14 protein-coding genes are annotated in these 18,358 nt (G+C 54.0%); 5 read left to right on the top strand and 9 right to left on the bottom strand.

Going from position 1 to position 18,358, the window contains the following annotated elements:
• The first annotated feature begins 85 nt into the window (after positions 1 to 85).
• Both nhaC and PSE_RS06325 read left to right on the top strand, forming a co-directional pair.
• A complete protein-coding gene (gene nhaC, locus PSE_RS06330) occupies positions 86 to 1,570 on the top strand; it encodes a Na+/H+ antiporter NhaC (protein ID WP_008552791.1) in 1,485 nt (494 codons plus the stop codon).
• 21 nt (positions 1,571 to 1,591) lie between these two features.
• The gene (locus tag PSE_RS06325; RefSeq protein WP_014284097.1) at positions 1,592 to 2,098 is read left to right on the top strand and encodes a GNAT family N-acetyltransferase; all 507 of its coding nucleotides are present in this window, start codon (positions 1,592 to 1,594) and stop codon (positions 2,096 to 2,098) included.
• Here PSE_RS06325 and PSE_RS06320 read toward each other — a convergent pair.
• Positions 2,095 to 2,547: an Lrp/AsnC family transcriptional regulator gene (locus tag PSE_RS06320; RefSeq protein ID WP_008552722.1), complete on the bottom strand. Its 453-nt coding sequence runs from the start codon at positions 2,545 to 2,547 to the stop codon at positions 2,095 to 2,097. The genes PSE_RS06325 and PSE_RS06320 overlap by 4 nt on opposite strands.
• 144 nt (positions 2,548 to 2,691) lie before the next feature.
• On the opposite strand from PSE_RS06320, the gene putA reads away from it, so the two are divergent.
• Positions 2,692 to 6,330 carry a bifunctional proline dehydrogenase/L-glutamate gamma-semialdehyde dehydrogenase PutA gene (gene putA / locus PSE_RS06315; protein ID WP_014284096.1) on the top strand — a complete coding sequence of 1,213 codons (3,639 nt, stop codon included), beginning with the start codon at positions 2,692 to 2,694 and terminating at the stop codon, positions 6,328 to 6,330.
• A 65-nt stretch (positions 6,331 to 6,395) separates the two neighbouring features.
• Here the strand turns inward: putA and PSE_RS06310 are convergent, their stop codons facing one another.
• From PSE_RS06310 to PSE_RS06275, 8 genes are all read right to left on the bottom strand, one after another.
• Positions 6,396 to 8,189, bottom strand: coding sequence for an IlvD/Edd family dehydratase (locus tag PSE_RS06310; protein WP_014284095.1), 1,794 nt, complete (start codon positions 8,187 to 8,189; stop codon positions 6,396 to 6,398).
• Positions 8,186 to 10,186, bottom strand: a complete 2,001-nt coding sequence (locus tag PSE_RS06305; protein WP_014284094.1) for a beta-galactosidase — start codon at positions 10,184 to 10,186, stop codon at positions 8,186 to 8,188. Before PSE_RS06305 ends, PSE_RS06310 begins: the two co-directional genes overlap by 4 nt.
• 4 nt (positions 10,187 to 10,190) lie before the next feature.
• A complete protein-coding gene (locus tag PSE_RS06300; RefSeq protein WP_041768059.1) occupies positions 10,191 to 11,063 on the bottom strand; it encodes an SMP-30/gluconolactonase/LRE family protein in 873 nt (290 codons plus the stop codon).
• Complete coding sequence (locus tag PSE_RS06295; protein ID WP_014284092.1) at positions 11,060 to 11,698, bottom strand: 2-dehydro-3-deoxy-6-phosphogalactonate aldolase; 639 nt, start codon at positions 11,696 to 11,698, stop codon at positions 11,060 to 11,062. Before PSE_RS06295 ends, PSE_RS06300 begins: the two co-directional genes overlap by 4 nt.
• The gene (locus PSE_RS06290; RefSeq protein WP_208998099.1) at positions 11,685 to 12,662 is read right to left on the bottom strand and encodes a 2-dehydro-3-deoxygalactonokinase; all 978 of its coding nucleotides are present in this window, start codon (positions 12,660 to 12,662) and stop codon (positions 11,685 to 11,687) included. Before PSE_RS06290 ends, PSE_RS06295 begins: the two co-directional genes overlap by 14 nt.
• A 121-nt stretch (positions 12,663 to 12,783) precedes the next feature.
• Positions 12,784 to 13,632 (bottom strand): carbohydrate ABC transporter permease, encoded by an 849-nt coding sequence (locus PSE_RS06285; RefSeq protein ID WP_008552799.1) that lies wholly within the window; start codon positions 13,630 to 13,632, stop codon positions 12,784 to 12,786.
• A 1-nt stretch (position 13,633) separates the two neighbouring features.
• Positions 13,634 to 14,455, bottom strand: coding sequence for a carbohydrate ABC transporter permease (locus tag PSE_RS06280; RefSeq protein WP_008552779.1), 822 nt, complete (start codon positions 14,453 to 14,455; stop codon positions 13,634 to 13,636).
• 246 nt (positions 14,456 to 14,701) lie between these two features.
• On the bottom strand, positions 14,702 to 15,892 hold the full coding sequence (locus tag PSE_RS06275; protein ID WP_008552698.1) for an ABC transporter substrate-binding protein: 1,191 nt from the start codon (positions 15,890 to 15,892) through the stop codon (positions 14,702 to 14,704).
• A 210-nt stretch (positions 15,893 to 16,102) separates the two neighbouring features.
• On the opposite strand from PSE_RS06275, the gene PSE_RS06270 reads away from it, so the two are divergent.
• Positions 16,103 to 16,909: an IclR family transcriptional regulator gene (locus tag PSE_RS06270; protein WP_014284089.1), complete on the top strand. Its 807-nt coding sequence runs from the start codon at positions 16,103 to 16,105 to the stop codon at positions 16,907 to 16,909.
• 83 nt (positions 16,910 to 16,992) lie between these two features.
• Positions 16,993 to 18,084 (top strand): ABC transporter ATP-binding protein, encoded by a 1,092-nt coding sequence (locus tag PSE_RS06265; protein ID WP_014284088.1) that lies wholly within the window; start codon positions 16,993 to 16,995, stop codon positions 18,082 to 18,084.
• Positions 18,085 to 18,358 lie beyond the last annotated feature (274 nt).

The following is an 18,358-nucleotide window of genomic DNA, read 5'->3' as shown; positions in this document are numbered from 1 at the left end:
GTTCGTTTGCCATTGAACTCATTTGATTGTCCTTGGGCGTGATTGTGCCCGTAAGAAAAACAAGAACACAAAGGACGAACAGCTTATGGCCAATGCGCCAGCTCCATATTCCAGAAAAATGTCTCTCATCGGAGCGATCATTCCCGTTGCCTCGCTCATTGTTCTGCTAGCGTTGTCCTACTACCTGTTTGGAGACGAGGCCTCTTCCGGCCCAAACCAGATTGCCCTGCTGTTTTGTGCGTTAATCGCAACGTTTGTTGCGCTGTTTCATGGGTTCAGTTTTGATGAACTGAAGGATGCTGTTGTTGAGAGTGTCAGCACAGGTCTTCATGCGATTTTTATTCTGTTCGCGGTGGGATCGCTGATTGGAACTTGGGCGATGTCCGGTACCATCATGGCGATGGTTTATTATGGGCTGCAGCTGCTTAGCCCAAACTATTTTTACTTCACCACAGTCATCATCTGTGCACTTGTTTCCGTCAGTATTGGTAGTTCGTGGACTGTTGCAGGCACTATTGGCATCGGCCTGATGGGCATCTCAACGAAGATGGGCCTTGATCCTGCAATTACCGCCGGGGCCATCCTTTCTGGTGCTTATTTTGGCGATAAATCCTCGCCCCTTTCCGATGCCACTAACCTCGCTACGGCTGCGGCAGGATCTAACCTTTACATTCACATCAAGGAAAACCTCTGGACCTCTGTTCCTGCCCTGACCATTGCACTTGCGTTGTTCTGGTGGTTGGGGGAGCCCGGAGACTTTGTTGCGCAAGGCACTCTATCCAGTATTGAGCAGCACTATGACATCACGCTGCTCAACTTCTTACCTCTGGTATTGGTGCTGGGACTGGCGATGATCCGGTATCCGCCGTTTACAACCATCTTCATCGGTGCTCTTGCCGGTGGCCTTTTTGCCGTGATCATGGACCCGGGCAAAGTGGTGAGTCTGGCCTCATCTGTGGACCTTCCTTATTGGCTGGTCATGATCAAAGGCGTCTGGATTGCCATGTCCAACGGCTATGTGAGTGTGACGGGTGATCCCTCGATTGATGCCTTGTTGAGCCGTGGTGGGATGGGCAACATGCTGACGACCATCTGGTTGATCATGACGGCTCTCGCCTTTGGCGGAGTGGTTGAGAAAGCTGGTATTCTGGACCGTATTATCGGGCCAATCCTACATGCAGCAAAAACCACGGGAGCGCTGGTATTGTCCTTGGTCACAACAGCCATTGCAACGAACATTCTGGCAGCAGATCAGTACATTGCGATTGTGATCCCAGGCCGGATGTATCGCAAATCCTTCCGACAACGGCGCCTGCGTCCTGAGGTTCTTTCCCGAGCTGTCGGGGACAGTGCGACGGTGACCTCTGCGCTCATTCCGTGGAACAGCTGCGGAGCCTACATGGCTGCCACTCTCGGGGTACCGACACTAGCGTTTGCCGGGTTTGCCTTCTTCAACATTGTCAGCCCGATCCTGACAATTGTGTTTGCCGTGATGGGGTGGCGCATGTTGACGATGACAGACCAGAAACCTGAGCGTATTGTGCTGCCTGATGAAGAGCAAAAAGACTGATTAAAGAGATTTACAGCGCACATGAAGAATTACAGCTGGCACACGATGACGGAAGATGATCTGCCCGAAATTGATCAGATCATGCAGCAGACCTATCCGCATCTGCCTGAGGATATCGACTGCATTCGGGAGCGTGTGCGGCTGTTTCCGCAGGGCTGTTACGTGCTGAGGCGGAATGAGCAAGACGCCATACTGGGCTACATCATCTCGCATCCGTGGGAGAACCGCAGTATTCCGCCGCTCTCCAGTTTGCTGGGTTCTCTGCCCTTTTCAGCGGAAGTCTATTACATCCACGATATAGCACTACTGCCTGCGGCGCAGGGTATAGGAGCTGCACGAGCTATTCTGGCGCAGCTTAGTCAGGTGGCGCGCAGCCTTTACATCAACAAGTTCGCACTAGTGGCGTTGGATACGGCCAACGAGTTCTGGCAGGCGCGTGATTTCAGAGCCATCTATGAGGACGCACTTAAAGAAAAGCTGATGGCCTATGGGCCCGGAGCCAACTACATGCAGCGCAGTGTTGACTAGAACGGGCGATCTTTGACCTGTTCCATGCAAACAAACGTAGAAGTCTGCGCAACATAAGGCATTTCGGAGAGTTTCTCACCAAGGATACGACGGTAGCTTCCGATATCTCTGGTGCGAACCTTCAGGAGATAATCGAACCCACTTGCAATCATGTGGCATTCTTCGATTTCCGGGATTTCACGCGCGGCCGCATTAAAGGCTTCCAGCGACCTTGAGCGGGTGTCATTGAGCTTGACCTGCACAAATGCGATATGCCCTGCCCCCAATTTGGTGTGATCCACCTCTGCCCGATACCCCAGAATATACCCTGCATCCTCCAATTTCTTCATGCGGATCTGGCAGGGGGTTTTGGATAGCCCTACCTTTTTCGCAAGGTCAGTAACGGTGATGCGACCGCATTTCTGTAATTCTTCCAGAATTTTACGATCAAAATCGTCCAATTTCTCCATGATATGCCATTTTTATATTCATAACGACCATGACGACTGAATATCAAAGTCAAATAGTCTTTACCATCAAAAAATACAGGAAACATCCCTATAGGTATTTTGCTAATGTCAGCCCAATAGGTATTTAATAGTAGGGAGCACGGCATGGGTTCAGAGACTGCGCCGGAGAACATCCGCAACAAAATCAGAGATAACTATCTTCCTGATGAAAATCAGGTGGTCCAGGAGCTCATTTCTTCGCTGGAAATGGATGAAGCTGCACGTAAGCGCGCTTCTGACAAAGCAGCAGATTTGATCTCGGATTTGCGTGCGAATACATCTCCAACCATCATGGAGAGTTTCCTCGGCGAGTATGGCCTCTCAACCCAGGAAGGCATTGCACTGATGTGCCTCGCCGAAGCGCTGCTTCGTGTTCCTGACGCTCAGACCATTGATGCTCTGATTGCAGACAAGATCACTCCGAGTGCCTGGGGAGAGCACTTGGGTCAGTCTGCTTCCACTCTGATCAATGCATCCACCTGGGCGCTGCTGTTGACTGGTAAGGTTCTTGCTCCAGATGATCAGGGGCTTGTCGGCACCATTCGCGGTGTTGTGAAGCGCCTTGGCGAGCCTGTGGTTCGTACCGCTGTTGCACAGGCGATGAAGGAACTGGGGCGCCAGTTCGTTCTGGGCCGCACCATTCGTGAAGCCATGCGCAATGCGCGTGCTGAAGAAGGTCAGGGCTTCACGTACTCCTACGATATGCTTGGAGAGGCAGCCCGAACTGAAGCCGATGCCAAGCGTTACCACCTGTCTTACTCCAAGGCGATTTCTGCGCTGGCAAGCAACTGCGTGCATTCCAGCATTCGCGACAATCCGGGCATCTCCGTCAAGCTCTCTGCTCTGCATCCTCGCTATGAGTTTGCGAAGCGTGAGCGCGTAATGAAGGAACTGGTTCCTCGCACGCTTTCTCTGATTATGCTGGCGAAGTCCTCCAATATGGGCTTCAACATTGATGCGGAAGAAGCTGACCGTCTGGACATTTCTCTCGACGTGATTGAGGCGCTGCTGGCTGATCCGGCAACTGAAGGCTGGGATGGTTTCGGCGTCGTAGTACAGGCATTCGGCCCGCGTGCAATTCACGTCATCGAATGGCTCTACGCAGTTGCAGAGAAGTATGATCGTAAAATCATGGTTCGTCTGGTGAAGGGTGCTTACTGGGACAGCGAGATCAAACGCGCTCAGACCCTTGGTATTGACGGCTACCCGGTCTTCACTCGTAAGGTTTCGACTGACATCTCCTACACTGCTTGTGCTGAGAAACTGCTGGGCATGACTGACCGGATCTATCCGCAGTTTGCGACCCACAACGCGCACAGTGTTGCGACTATTCTGGAACTGGCGAAGAACCTGCCGCTGAGCTCCTATGAGTTCCAGCGTCTGCATGGTATGGGCGAAGCGCTGCATGAGCGCACCATGAAGAAGCACGGTTCCAACTGCCGCATCTATGCTCCAGTTGGTGCGCACAAAGACCTACTGGCTTATCTGGTGCGTCGTCTGCTGGAAAACGGTGCGAACAGCTCCTTCGTTCACCAGATCCGCGATGAAAACGTGACACCACAGGCGATTGCGCAGGATCCACTGGCGCATATCGAGAAGTTTGGTGAAGACGTTGCCAACTCCAAGATCCCTCTGCCGCCAGCGCTATTTGGTGTTGGACGTAAGAACGCGAAGGGTTGGGATCTGAGTGATCCACGTCAGGAAGCTGAGTATGTTGAAAGCCTGAAGTCATTCTCCGCGACCAAGTGGGAAGGTCATCCGGTTATTGCCACTTCTGTCAAGAATGCTGAGGCTGTGCAGGTCAAGAACCCGTCTGATCTACGCGACATCGTTGGTAGTGTGGCAACTGCGACCCCTGAACAGATTGAAGCGGCTCTGACAACAGCCCATCATGGCTGTGCCGAATGGTCAGACAAAAGTGCGGGTGATCGTGCGGTTATTCTGCGTAAAGCAGCAGATCTGTTCGAAGAGAACGCCTCTGAGATTTTCGCTCTGCTGACCCGTGAAGCTGGCAAAACCTACATGGATGCCATCAACGAGCTGCGCGAAGCCGTTGACTTTGCTCGCTATTACGCGAATGAAGCAATCCGTTTGGATGAGCGTGATGGTAAAGGACAGCAACGCGGTCCGATCACCTGTATCTCTCCGTGGAACTTCCCGCTGGCGATCTTCTCTGGCCAGATCTTTGCGGCTCTTGCAGCTGGCAACCCGGTTCTGGCAAAGCCAGCGCCACAGACACCGCTGATCGCGACCTTTGCTGTTGGCCTGATGCATAAAGCAGGTATTCCTGTAGAGGCCCTTCAGCTTCTGCCAGGTGCTGGAGAAGTGGGTGCAGCGCTGACATCCGACAGCCGTGTGGCTGGTGTTTGCTTTACCGGTTCCACCGGCACAGCGCAGCACATCAACCGTTCCATGGCGAAAGCGCTTGCTCCGTCTGCGCCACTGATTGCTGAGACTGGTGGTTTGAACGCGATGATCGTGGACTCCACTGCTCTGCCAGAGCAGGCGGTTCGTGATGTGATTGCTTCCAGTTTCCAGAGTGCTGGTCAGCGTTGTTCTGCTCTGCGTATGCTCTACGTGCAGGAAGACATCTTTGATGATTTCAAAGAAATGCTGTTCGGTGCGATGGCTGAGCTGGAAGTTGGTAACCCAATCGCACTGTCGACTGACGTTGGTCCTGTGATCGACGCTGCTGCGCAGAAGAAGATTGCTGATCACTGTAAGAAATGGGCTGAAAAAGGCCGTGTTCTCAAAGAGCTGAAGGTTCCAGCAAAAGGTCACTTCGTTGCACCAACTCTGATCAAGCTGGAAGGCATTGAAGAGCTAGATGAAGAGATCTTCGGTCCTGTTCTGCATATCGCGACTTTCAAGGCGGAAGAGATCGATCAGACTATTGATGCAATCAACTCCAAGGGCTTTGGCCTTACCTTTGGTCTGCACACCCGCGTTGATAGTCGTGTTCAGCACATCGTTGAGCGTGTGAAGGTGGGCAACCTTTATGTAAACCGAAACCAGATTGGTGCGATTGTTGGGTCTCAGCCGTTTGGTGGTGAAGGTCTTTCCGGCACTGGCCCGAAAGCGGGTGGTCCTCACTATGTGGCACGTTTCCGTCTTGCTGACACCTCAGCAGCGGCCAGCGTGGACCTGAACAAGACTGTTACTGCCGAGGATATCTTCAAGGCGAGAGGGGCATTACGCACCAGCACCTGGGAAGGCAACTTTGGTCGTTACACCGAGCTGGCAACCTTGTTTGAGAAGGAAACAGGCCTACTGAACCGGATTGCAGCCGATCATGCACACGACATGCCTGGACCGACCGGTGAATCCAACCGCCTTTACTCTGCTCCACGTGGCATCGTGCTGTGCCTTGGGCCAGACACTGAAAGCCTGAAGCATCAGGTGGTTCTGGCACTGGCAGCTGGCAACGGGGTGATTGCTGTTGGACAAGGTGCAGAAAAACTGGCTGTGAAGCTGCGTTCACTTTCTGCTCCAATCGTCGCGCTGGAAGGCAATCTGGCTGTGGGCGCTCTGAAGGAGCTTCAGTGTGTTGATGCCATTGCAGCAAACCACTCTGACCAAGAGCTGAAAGAGATGAAAGCTGAGCTGGCTGAGCGTGAAGGTGCCTTGATGCAGCTGATCATGGAACGCAACCAGCCTGAGCGCTATCAGCTGGAGCGTCATCTGTGTATCGACACAACAGCTTCTGGCGGAAACGCGAGCCTGTTGGCGGCGACCGAAGACTAAGTAACTACAAAGACAATAAAAAAGCCGCCTCAATCTGAGGCGGCTTTTTTCGTTTTATGTTCTCATCAGTGACTGTGACGTGGCAGTCCTTTTTGCGCGATGCGCTGGTATTTGACTGCTGGCTTCAACACCATGCCTTCATCAAACTGATCCACGATCCCGCGCTGAATTTCCTGCCAAGGTGTCTGGTGCTCAGGGAACTCATAGCCACCGCTTTCAGCAAGCTCCTGCTTGCGCGTCGCAAGTTCCTCATCAGAGATCAGCACGTTCGCTTCACCCTTCTTCAGATCTAGCCGCACAATGTCGCCGTTACGCAACAATGCGAGGCCGCCCATGACAGCTGCTTCCGGGGATGCATTGAGGATAGATGGTGAGCCGGAGGTGCCGGACTGACGGCCATCCCCGATACATGGCAGTGCATCAATGCCTTGCTTCAGAAGCTCATCCGGCGGCTGCATGTTCACCACTTCAGCACCGCCCGGATAGCCAACCGGACCGGTTCCGCGGATTACGAGGATGGTGTTGGCGTCAATGCCAAGGGCCTCATTGTTGATGTTGTGGTGATAGTCCTCAGGACCATCAAACACCACGACCTTACCTTCAAACGCTTCCGGATCATCCGGATTAGACAAGTAACGCGCTCTGAAGTCCGCTGAAATTACAGAGGTTTTCATGATCGCGGACCTGAAGAGATTGCCCGTGAGGTTGAGGAAACCTGCGTCCTTCATCATCGGTTTGTCATAGGGATAGATCACGTCGTAATCTTTGACGGAGCTGTTTCCATAAATCTCATCGGTGGTTTTGCCAGAAACCGTGATCGCATCCTTGTGGATGTGGTCGTGTTTCATAAGCTCAGAGAAGATGCCCGGAATACCACCTGCACGGTGGAATTCTTCCGACAGATAAGCGCCTGCTGGCTGAACGTTTGCGAGTAGTGGGATTTTGTGTCCGTGGTTCTGCCAGTCATCATTGTGCAGCTCAACGCCGATGTGGCGTGCGATTGCGTTGATATGTATTGGTGCGTTGGTTGAGCCACCAATAGCGGAGTTCACTGCAATTGCGTTTTCAAAGGCTTTGCGGGTGAGAACATCTGAAGGCTTCTGATCTTCATGCACCATCTGCACGATACGCTTGCCGGTCTCATAAGAGATCTGACCGCGCTCGCGATATGGCGCGGGGATAGAGGCGCAACCCGGCAGGCTCATACCCAGTGCTTCAGCCAGTGAGTTCATGGTTGAGGCTGTGCCCATGGTGTTGCAGTAACCAACGGACGGCGCGGAGTCCGCAGCCATGTTCATGAACTCTTTGTAGTCGATCTCTCCGGTCGCCAACATCTTGCGGGCTTTCCAGATAACCGTGCCAGAGCCCACACGTTCGCCGTTGTGGTAGCCGTTGAGCATTGGGCCAACCGTCAGGCAGATCGCCGGGATGTTCACTGTGGCCGCCGCCATGAGCAATGCTGGCGTGGTCTTGTCGCAGCCGATGGTCAGCACGACGCCGTCGAGCGGATAACCGTAGAGGGTTTCGACTAGCCCAAGGTAGGCCAGATTGCGGTCGAGAGCTGCAGTTGGGCGCTTACCGGTCTCCTGAATAGGATGGACCGGGAACTCAAAGCAGATGCCGCCCATTTCGCGGATGCCTTCGCGCACACGCTCTGCCAGCACCAGGTGGTGGCGGTTGCACGGGGATAGATCGGACCCCGTCTGGGCAATACCGATGATCGGGCGGCCTGACTGAAGCTCTTCACGCGTTATGCCGTAGTTCAGGTAGCGCTCCAGATAAAGTGCGGTCATATCCGGATTGTCTGGCGAGTCAAACCACTCTTGTGAGCGGAGTTTTGTTTTTGGAGCTTCAGTCATAGCTCTTCAGTTCCTTCCCGAACCAGAGCCACCCCAGCGGGAGGCAGCTCCAATCCATCCAATTCCGCTGCATCAGCAAGACGCAGCGCTTTCAAATTCATCTTATTTTTCGAATAGTTATAATAGAAAGTGCCAATGGACGTTTTGCTTCTTCTCAATCCGTTTGGCAATTCCACCTTATCTATTTTTGCAGCCTTGAAGACCTCATCCAGAATGGCGCTCATCAGAGCTGGGTCTGCCCATGCGGAAACGTAGTAGATGTTGTTTTCGCCCGTAAAGACCGGATGGTCGTTGGTATCTTCGAACAGGATCGGTAGGCCAGTGGTGACCTCTTCTTGCCAGACGTAGGCTTTGCCGCGTTCCTGATCAGCGAGGTCTGAGACGGTGGTTGCGAACTCTTTCGGGCTTGTACCAACGCGCAAAACCTCAATGGCCTCAAAGGGTTTTGGCAGGTTCAAAGTCTTTTGTGAGATCTGATAGTTTTTGTCTTTTTGCGCGAGGCGAGGACCGCCGAGGACGACGCCGCCGAATTCGACATAGGCGGCGAGGTTTTCGGATAGTTCTTCGCTCATTGCGTACAGGGCGGGGACAATCACCAGCTTGTAGGGGGATAAGTCTTGTGAGGCTGGCCTGATGATCTCTACATCAACGCCCTTCTGCCTGAGCGCGCGATAGTAGGCGAGAACGAGCCGGAAGTAGCTAAAGTCTTGACCTTGCTGCTGAGTTTCATGTGCCCAGTGGCTTTCGTAGTCTACGACAAGAGCAACGGGAGCTTCAGAGGGTGTGAATGCACCGAGCTCCTCGATTTCACGGGCAACCTGCGCGGCTTCTACATAGGCCTGTGCTGGTTTGTTATCGGTCTGCTTGAGCCCTGCATGCATTTGCTCTTGCGCGAATGGCGCTTGACGCCAGCGGAAATAGCTTGTGGTTTCAGCACCATGGGCGAAAGCTTCCCAGCTCCACAGGCGCACCATGCCCTTCAGCGGGATCGGATTATAAGGTGCCCAATTCACGGGGCCGGGTTGCAACTCCATGATCCAGAGGCGGCCGTGGCCTGCTTGTCTGTAGAGGTCGTGATGGAAGGCCTGATAATCTGGATCACCTTGCTGGAAGTAATCTTCCCAGTAGCCTTCTGGTGTGCCCAGAGGGTTTTCCATCTGATATTGACTATGGAAACCAATGGGATAGCAATCCCAACTGGAGATATCGAGCTGGTCTCCGATCTTGTAGTGGTCGAAGGAGAACGTGTTACCCATGAAGTTATGGATGATTGGGCGGCCCGGGGAGAGCTTGCGCAGGATATCAACCTGCTCTCCGTTGAACTCGGCGACTTGATCCGATGAAAAGCGTTTGAAATCAAGCCTGTGAGATGGGTTACTCTCTGTCACGGTCAGGTTCGGCAGATCGACCTGCTCGAAGCTGTTGTATTCCATGGACCAGAACACATTGCCCCAAGCTTCGTTCAAGGCTTTGATATTGCCGTACTTTTGCGCCAGCCAGAGCTGGAAGGCTTTGTGTGCAGACGCAGACCATGAGCGGACTGTCTCATGGCAACCGTACTCGTTGTCGGTTTGCCAGGCGACGATGGACTGGTGATTACCGTATCGCTCGGCGAGGATTTCCGTGATCCGGCGAGATTCCCAGCGGTAGCCTTCGTGGGAGAAGCAGTAGTGGCGGCGGCTGCCGAACTTTCGGGGGTGGCCGTTTTCGTCTACGGCGAGCATGTCCGGGTGCTTATCCACCATCCAGCGTGGTGGAGTAGCGGTTGGGGTACACATGACGATCTTGAGACCCTCACTTGCGAGAGTCTCAATGGCGCTGTCCAACCAGTCCCATGAGAAGTGTCCGGGTTCTGGCTCAATGCGGGACCATGCAAACTCAGCGATACGCACATAGGTAATGCCCAGCGCGGCCATTTCTTTGGCATCTTGCTGCCATAAGTCCTCTGACCAGTGTTCTGGGTAGTAACAGATACCTAAGTGTTTCTTATCGCTCATGAGATCACATTTGTAGTTCTGGGTCTGGCAGACCTGGAGTATCAATAGAGACCGCAAAAACCGAACCAGCAAGCGGCTCTCTCGCCAGCTGTTCCTCGCTCAGGTTTTCGCGAGCCGTGGTAATAAACAGCGTTTTGTAGTCAGCCCCACCAAACGCAGGACAAGAAGCCTGACTTGCGTCAATCTCAATAATGCGATCCACCATTCCGTCAGGTTTGTAGCGGACGACTCTGTATCCGCCCCATTGAGCGTTCCAGAGATATCCCTCAGCATCAACCACGGAACCGTCGGGGCCAAATCCTGTCCCGGAGATATCGGCAAATACCTCCGCGGGCCCTTCTGGCAGGCCACTTTGCGCATTTAGTGACCATTTGATGATCTGAGATGTCACCGTGTCTGAAAAGTACGCAGTGCTCCCATCTGGTGAAAAACAAAGGGAATTCGGGATTGTGATGTCGCTGGCGACCTGTGCTAATTCCCCTTTAAAAAAGCGATAAAGGCTGCCTGCGCCTTTTTCTGCTTTTCGGCCCATGGAGGAAATCCAGAAACCGCCGGTGCGGTCGGTGCGGGCGTCGTTGGAGCGGGTGACGGGGTTTTGGTCCTCGACAGGGAGGATAAGGTTGCGGGTATGTGTGCCCGGAGACCAGCGATACAGACCTGTTGCAGAGGATAACATGAAGTCATCACTGTCTGGGATCTGTGCAAAAGCGGAGACCGGCTCGTCGAACTTCCATGTTTCGAGGTCGCCGGTTATGCCCTTCTTCAGCACCAGATGGTTGTTGATGTCCACCCAGAACAGAGCATCGTGGCGGGCACTCCAAAGAGGGCCCTCCCCTAAGCTGCATTCTGTTTTGGCAAAAACATAGGGCTCACTCATGCACTCTCTCCGAGTTTGAGCGCATCATAGGCTGCTACCATTTCCTTCGCATTTTCAGCAACCTGCGCGGCGGTGTGCCCCGGCTTGTACAGGTTGCTTGCCATGCCGAAGCCCTGACAGCCTGCGTCCACGTACTGGGCGAACTCGGCAGGGCCGACACCGCCAACCGCATAGACCAGCGTCTCTTTTGGCAGCACGGCGCGTACGGCCTGAATGCCCTTTACGCCCACTTGGAACGCCGGGAATATCTTGAGTGCATCAGCGCCAGCCTTCAACGCTGCAAAGCATTCGGTTGGGGTGAGAACACCCGGGTAGGATGCCATGCCTTCTGCTTTGGTGGTGCGGATAACGTCTTCATCGTAATTGGGTGAGACGATGAAGGTTCCGCCTGCTGCACGGACCTGTTTGACCTGCTCTGCGGTGAGAACTGTCCCCGCGCCGATGGCGGATAACTTGCCGAACTTGTCCTGCGCCATGGTGATAGATTTGAGGGCGTCTGGTGAGTTGAGTGGCACCTCGATCTGTGAAAAGCCAGCTTCTATAAGTACTTCCACAATATCCAGAATCTCATGTGGCTGCACTCCGCGGAGGATAGCCATGAGGTTGCGCTCTGGTGTTTGTTTAGCTGTTGTCATTGAGTGCCCCTTGTCTGACGGCGGAAAGTCCTTTGAGCGCGGCTTTGTCTGCATCGTGGAGGATTGGCGTGATGCCGAGATGTTGCAGGGCCAGCGCGTAATTTTGAGCGAGTTTGCTGCCACCGACCAGGTGGACTTGCTTGGGTGGATTGTCCCCGCACTTGGCGAGCATGTCGAGAAGCTCTGTTCCGATAACAAGTGCGGAGAGTTTGGAAGCGCCAGCTTGCAGGCTGGTGTCGTTCAGCAGCTGTCCGGCGCGCAGGCCAAACAGGTTGCCGAGCAATGTAGCTTCCTGATTTTTTAGCTGATCCAGCGTGGCGAGGAAGACGTCTTTGTCCAACTCTGCCTCTGTGTCCAATGAGTGACGCAGAATGGACTGCTTGGCGATGAGGGCGAACAACTCACCGCTTAAGAAGGTAGAAGTCCGGGCAACTGTCCCCTCTTCCATCTCCACCCATTTGCTGTGGGTGCCGGGCAGGCAGAAGACGCCGGATTTGTCGGATAACTCGTCCAGAATGCCGAGCAGCAGGGTTTCCTCACCGCGCATAACATCCGGGTGCTGCTCTGATTTTTGGCAGAGACCGGGCACTATGAACGGCAGGATGCGGGCATTACCTGTTTGGGGCGAAACCAGATGCTGGTGCAGTTCTGCCAGTTTGGTTGGCACAGGCACATATTCTGCCTCCAGCCAGCCCTGACGACTGCCAGCCATGCCGCAAATGAACACTTGCGTTGGTTTTGCGTTGCTATGTAACCAGTCCCCGATCAGGTCCAGCAAAACTCCTTCAAATTCAGAAGGTTGCAGCGTTCCAGCGCCTTGCGTTGATTTTGCGCTGTTTTGCGTTGCTCCGTTTTCGTCAATCAGCCATGCCCGAAGACTGGAGGTCCCCCAATCCACGGCGACCCAGCTGCCTGCAGTTGTGATCTGACGGAGGTCGTTATTTGGCGATGCCACTTGGTTCACTTATGCCCCCTGTTCCCTTTTATGTTTATTATTAGCTTCAGGCACTTTTTCTGGCGCCTTTGGCATTGATGGATGTTTTGGAAGCAGGGTTGCTTGGGGCAAACCTGCTTCCGGTATTTGGTTAGCCCTTGGTCGCCCCCAGCGTTAGCCCTGCAATGAAGTGCTTTTGCATGAGAAAGAACATGATGACCGGTGGCATGGCTGCAACGACGGACCCGGCGGAGACCAGATGCCATTGCGCGACCCATTGGCCATTGAGCGAGATGATACCACCGGTGACTGGCATGGCGTGTGTGCCCTGCACCAGAACGGTGGCCCAGAAGAAGTCGTTCCAGATGAACGTGAAGATGAGCACAGACAGTGCCGCGATGGCTGGGCGCATAAGCGGTAGCACCACGTACCAGAAGATCCGCAATTCTGAGACGCCTTCGACACGAGCTGCTTCAATCAGCTCACTTGGCAGGGCCTTGATGAAGTTGCGCATGAACAGCGTGCAGAAACCTGTCTGGAAGGCCACGTGGAAGAGCACCAGACCTGTCACCGTATCGTAAAGGCCCATCTTCAGTGTGAGATCACGAACCGGGACCATGAGGATCTGGAAAGGTACGAAGTTGCCGGCCACGAACATGAAGAACAGCCAGAGATTGGCTTTGAACTTGTAGGTCGCCAGCGCATAGCCAGTCAGGCACGACAGAGCGATGGCGCCGATCACTGTTGGAATGGTGACCTTGAACGAGTTCAGGATGAACAGGCCCATGGGCGTGTTCTGGAAAACGGTCAGATAGTTGCCGAGCTCAAACGAGGACGGCACGCCGAAGTAGTTGCCCATGGCCAAATCTGAGCCGGGGCGAATAGAGGTGACCATGACGCCGATCAGTGGCAGGAGCCAGACCAGTAGTGAGACTGGCAAAGCCACCTTGTAGGCAACACGGGTTGGTGCGGATGCATTTGCGACGGGAGTTGGAAACATCTTAGTAGCCCTCCCTTTCGTCTTTCAGCATTCGCACGATGAAGAGCGTGATGAACACCATCATGATGGCGAAGAGTACAACGGCGATGGACGCGCCGTAGCCCATGCGGAAGCCATACTCGGACAGCGCTTGCTCATACATGTAATAGGAGAGCACGCGGCTTGACCCATAGGGGCCACCGCTGGTCATGATGGAGACCAGATCAAACGAGCGCAGCGCGCCGATGATGGTCACGACAACAGCGATGAAGGTGGCTGGGCGCAGCTGCGGGATGATGACGTACCACAGCATCTTCCAGCCTTTGGCGCCGTCCAGCCGCGCCGCTTCAATCTGATCCGGCGAGACATTGTTGAGGCCGGTGAGATACAGGATCATGCAGTACGCGATCTGCGGCCACAGGCCAGCAGCAATGATGCCGTAGGTGACGAAGCGCTCATCAGCAAGGACAGCGATGCCCTCAAAGCCGAGGAACTCCAGCAGCTTGGTGAACAGGCCGAAATTGGGGGCATAGAACCATGAAAAAATGAGGCCCACCACAATCTGACTGATCACAAACGGGAAGAAGAACAAAGACTTGTAGATGCGAATGCCGGTGACTGTCTGATTGAGGAAAATCGCAATCATCAGCCCTGCGGGCACTGCCAGCATGTAAAGCACAAGCCATAAAACGTTGTTGTAAAGGGACGTGTAGAACGCCTCATCATCCCACAGCTCGATATAGTTTTCGATGCCGATGAAGGTTTTGGCGCCGATGCCATCCCAATCATAAAAACTGATGGCTATGGACTGGCCGATGGGCGCAATCACATAGACCAAAAACATCAGAACCCCGGGCACGAGAAAGAGCCAGGGTGCAAGCTTGCGCTGATTGGCAATCCACTTTGAAGATCTGGTTCTGGCACGCCCGCCCGATGAAATAGGTGGTCTGTTTCCCGGTGAGGCAGGTGCCAAGGCCTGCTCGCTCATTGATGTCCCCCTGCAGAAGGTTTTGTGCTTCTGCTCTATCCATTCCTAGAGCATAGGGTGGCGAATTCTTCCGCCACCCTACGTATAAATTCCGCTTTCCTACTACTTGTAAACGCGGGTGCGGATCTTCTCGAGACGCTTGAGAATAGCGTCTGCACGGTCTGGTTTCACCATGAACTCCTGGAAGCCTTCCATGCCAGCCTTAGCCATTTCTGCTGGAGCATCACGGTCATAGAACTGTGCCAGCGCGTAAGCGTTGGAGAGCATGTCGAAGCCCTGCTGCAGGATGCGCTCTTCAGGACGCTCTGCACCGGAGTTTACCGGCAGCTGACCAAGTGTGATGTTGGTTGCTGTCTGGACATCCGCGCGTGCCATGTACGCGAGGAACTTCTTGGCATCCTCTTTGTTCTTGGCTTTTGCAGGAATGTGAATGGTGTCCGTTGGTGCATCTTCAGCCATTGGAATGCCCGGAGTGATTTCCGGGAACTGCATGAAGCCAATCTGCTCTTCTTTCAGGCCACCGTTCTTGAACACGTCCACCGCGAAGTTGCCCATCAGGTACATGGCGGCTTTGCCCTGTACGAGGTTTGGCACAGCATCCTGCCAGTCCAGCGCCGGGTGGTTGGTATTGTAGTAGCCTGGCTTAACCAGCTCGGACCACTTGTCGAACACCGCTTTCACACGGTCATCAGTGTAAGCCACCTTGCCTGATGTGAGGTCCATGTGGAACTCGTAGCCGTTGACGCGCAGGTTCATGTAATCGAACCAGCCGCCGGTTGGCCAAAGAGCTTTGGTGCCGATGGTGAATGGCGTGATGCCTGCTTCTTTAAGCTTGGCGGATGCTGCAACCAGCTCATCCCAGTTGGTTGGAACAGCAATGCCCTGCTCTTCGAAGATATCTTTGCGGTAGTAGATGCCCCACTGGTAGTAGGTGTAAGGCACACCCCATTTTTTGCCATCTATGGTCATGGAAGCCGCTGCGGATTTTAGCTGCTCATTCAGACCATTTTCTTCCCAGACATCGGTGACATCTTCAAACAGACCGGCATTGACGAATGGTGCCATGCGGTTGCCCGCGTACCATGTTGCCAGATCCGGTGCGTCTGCTGTGAGGAAGTTGCGAATGGAGGTTTTATAGCCCTCCTTATGCATCGTGTTGACGATGACGTTCACGTCCGGGTTCTCCTTGGAGAAGCCAGCCACGATGTCTTCAAATGCTTTTTTTGGAGCCGGATCCGTCTGGTCGAGATTGATGATCAGATCGCCAGCGGCATATGCGGAACTTGAAATCATAAATGCTGCAGCGAAACCACCCGCAGCTACTTTGCTAAAATTAAACACTTAAACCTCCCAATATCGCCAAGATAAAAGTTCCACTGAATGAAACTTTGTTTTGACCATTGAAATAGTTACGTGCTAGTGCATAATTGTCAACCAAAGGAACTAGGAAGGGATCTGTATGAAAATTGCAGATTTCCGGAACGGGTAAGGAAACAACAGGAAATGGGCGCACAAACCCTGAGTATCTCTGAGGAAACCGAACAGGACCTCACTAGCCCCATTTCCAAGGCACTGGTGGTGCTGGACGCGGTTGCGCTGGCAGAATCACCCCCACGGTTCGTAGAGCTTTTGAACGCCTTGCCGCTGAGCCGGGCCACCTTGCACCGTCAATTGCGACAGTTGGTGAAGGAAGGCATGCTGGTTCACGATGAGGTGCATCAGACCTATTCCATCGGCATGCGGGTGTTGCGACTGGCCCATTCTGCGTGGAGCCGGGCAAGCCTTGCCAGTGTGGCACGGGATAGCCTTGACCAATTGAGCGCGCAAATTCCAGAGACCATCCATCTGGCGGTGCTGGACAACAATCAGGTGCTGTACGTGGACAAGCGGTTGCCGCCGCGCAGTGTTTCCATGTTCTCCAGCCCGGGTAAAATTGGCCCTGCCTATTGCACCGGCGTAGGCAAGGCGATGCTTTCGGCTTTGCCTGAGGCGCGGTTGGCAGAGGCTATCCGGGCGCAATCCTTCCAGCGTCATACAGCCAAGACGTTTGTGAACGAGAAGATGCTGCGTGATGAGCTGGCTCGTATTCGCGCACGCGGACATGCGTTTGATGATGAGGAGCATGAGGATTCCATCATCTGCGTGGCCTTGCCGATCCTGAACAAACGCGGGGAGCCGATTGGCGCGCTTTCCGTGACCAGCACGACCTATGTGACCTCGCTGGACACAATGGTCGAGACGTATTTGCCCGCCATGACACTGGCGGTTCAAGAGATTTCAGAAAATGCCCAGATTGCGCTGGGAGTTTGATTTTATGACTTAAATCCTATTGCGTGCGGGGCTTTGGGAGGCCTCCGCGCCGATAGTGAAGACATATTCCGGGAGGGGAACCGATGACCGCAGTTGTGTTGCGCGATCTAAAGAAGAGTTATGGCGACACGCAGGTGATCCATGGCGTGGATCTGGACATTGAGGACGGCGAGTTTGTCGTGTTCGTTGGCCCTTCCGGCTGCGGGAAATCCACTTTGCTGCGGACCATTGCCGGGCTTGAGACCAGCAGTAGCGGAACCATCCATATTGCGGATGAGGATGTGACGGACATCGATCCGTCTCAACGCGGCATTGCAATGGTGTTCCAGAGCTATGCGCTGTACCCACATATGACCGTTGCCGAAAACATGGGCTTTGGCCTGAAGATGACCGGTCACCCCAAGGATGAGATCAAGCGGCGGGTGGATGAAGCGGCGCGTATTCTGAAGCTGGAGGAGTATCTGGCCCGGCACCCGAAGGCGCTTTCTGGTGGTCAGCGGCAGCGTGTGGCGATTGGTCGAGCGATTGTGCGCAATCCGAAGGTGTTCCTGTTTGACGAACCACTTTCCAACCTTGACGCAGAACTGCGCGTTCAGATGCGCATTGAGCTGGCTAAACTGCACAAGGAAGTGGACGCGACCATGATCTATGTGACACACGATCAGGTGGAAGCCATGACGCTGGCGGACAAGATTGTGGTGCTGGAAGGTGGATATATCCGGCAGGTGGGCAAACCGCTGGAGCTTTATGATGATCCGGCGAACCAGTTCGTGGCCGGCTTTATCGGCTCCCCGAAGATGAACTTCCTGAGTGGCAAAGCCGTTCGCTCAACGGATGCCGGGCTTGAGATTTCCGTATCCGGTTTTGAGGGACAGACGTTGGTCATGCCAGGGATTTCGTCTGCTGTGATGGAAGACGCCGTGCTGACCGTGGGCATTCGCCCGGAGCACTTTGTGGTTGGCGCCAGTGATGGTGGTGTTGGTGCAGATGTGAGCGTGTCGCTGGTCGAGAACCTTGGCGAAACCAGCTACGCCTACTGCACTTTGCCGGATGGTGTGCAGGTGATCGCCGAAAGCCGCGGCAACCGCCTTGAGCAGAACAGCGACACTCTGCGGCTGACCCTGCCCGCCTCACGGGCCTTGCTGTTCAAACCCGATGGTGAAAGGTTGCGCTGATTGCTGTTGCTCTTGTTTTGAACAGCTGGAGGGAAAACCTCAGGGCGGCGTGTATAAGCATCCCGCGGATTATGAGTTACGATTATTCGAGTAGTTTCTCAGTACTCATTGAAAAGTATAGGCTATTTATAAAATAGCCTTTTCATTCTATTGGGTTACTCCAAATTTGAATGGCTCCCTGACCAATAAAATGCCTTAGTTTACGCAGAGTACTCTTTCTGGATGGCGCTAGAACATAGCTTAGTGCCCGTCTTTTCTGCGTTATAAAGGCAAT

Source organism: Pseudovibrio sp. FO-BEG1, from assembly GCF_000236645.1.
In the GTDB taxonomy this organism is placed as follows: domain Bacteria; phylum Pseudomonadota; class Alphaproteobacteria; order Rhizobiales; family Stappiaceae; genus Pseudovibrio.
This window is presented reverse-complemented; position numbering and strand designations above follow the sequence as displayed.